Origin of the sequence: Vibrio sp. YT-17, from assembly GCF_033337375.1 — a bacterium.
GTDB lineage: Bacteria > Pseudomonadota > Gammaproteobacteria > Enterobacterales > Vibrionaceae > Vibrio > Vibrio alginolyticus.
In genome coordinates, this window is record NZ_JAWOQP010000151.1 from 1 (window position 1) to 1,168 (window position 1,168).

Consider the following 1,168-nt stretch of genomic DNA (forward strand, 5'->3'; position numbering starts at 1 on the left):
TGTTAGTGCCACTTGCGATCAATGCACGCTATAGATTAGGCATCGCGAAAGATGCATCAGTCAGCGTTGTGCGTATGACTTTACAGCTCGTTCTGATCGGGGTTTATCTTGAATATCTCTTTCAATTAAACAGTTTGATCATCAACTTACTTTGGCTTGCGATTATGCTCGTCGTAGGAGCAAGTTCCATAGCAGGGAAAGCACGTTTACCGAAAAAGCCGCTCATGTTGCCACTTCTAACTGGGCTTGTATGTGGCTTGTTTCCACTACTAATTGCGATCACCGCTGGCTTGGTGCGTCCTACTCCGCTTTACAATGCACAATATATGATCCCATTGGCAGGCATGCTGTTAGGCAATAGTCTGAGCAGTAATATCATCGCGCTACAAAACTTATTCTCTGCTTTTGAAGAGCGTAAATCTGAGTACGAAGCTGCTATCTCTCTGGGTGCCGCCCCTAAATACGCTTCCTTTCCTTTCGTTCAGGAGGCTCTGAGAAAATCGTTAGCGCCAACGCTAGCCTCAATGACCACGATGGGCCTTGTCACACTTCCTGGTATGATGACGGGGCAAATCCTAGGGGGCGCAAGCCCATTGGTTGCCATTAAATATCAACTGGTCATCATGCTAGCTATTTTTGTCATGATGAGCGTCTCTGTTGCCATCACGCTTGAAATGACATTGAGCTTTGTACAAACAAAAGAAGGCCGTGTTACGGTCAAAGTACGCCCAGTTGATGGAATGAAGCGAGGTCAGTAATTGGCCACATAACCCCCTAATTGTATGAAATTTTCTGGATCTTCAGAGATACTCACGATCTTTGATACAGGTTATCCACAGAAAATGTGGATAAGCCACCAAAAGATATACGCAACCAGAAACATAGCCACATTTCTGAGTCTCCTGTCTTATCAACATGCAATGGTCACATTTTAGTCAACTCAATGACATCTTCGGCTTCTACATTGTGCTTAGAGACAAAATGGAGCAGATATCATGGACGTATTGATCATGGCGGAAAAACACGATGAGTTACTGCCTGACTTGCCGGTTGAATGGCTTGTGCAAGAGCCACAAGAGATCACTTCTCACTGGTTGCCAAACGAGTTTGGAATCAATGAAGAGCTGATTTAGAAAGCACTTTCACCCAAATACGACGTACAAAAAAG

2 protein-coding genes are annotated in these 1,168 nt (G+C 44.5%); both read left to right on the top strand.

The window, feature by feature from the left end; genetic code table 11:
- Nucleotides 1-758, top strand: a 758-nt coding sequence (locus R7F67_RS24575) for an ABC transporter permease (RefSeq protein WP_318057507.1), incomplete at its 5' end; no start/stop codon positions are given.
- A 237-nt stretch (nt 759-995) separates the two neighbouring features.
- Complete coding sequence (locus R7F67_RS24580; RefSeq protein ID WP_276387166.1) at nt 996-1,133, top strand: hypothetical protein; 138 nt, start codon at nt 996-998, stop codon at nt 1,131-1,133.
- Nucleotides 1,134-1,168: the final 35 nt, after the last annotated feature.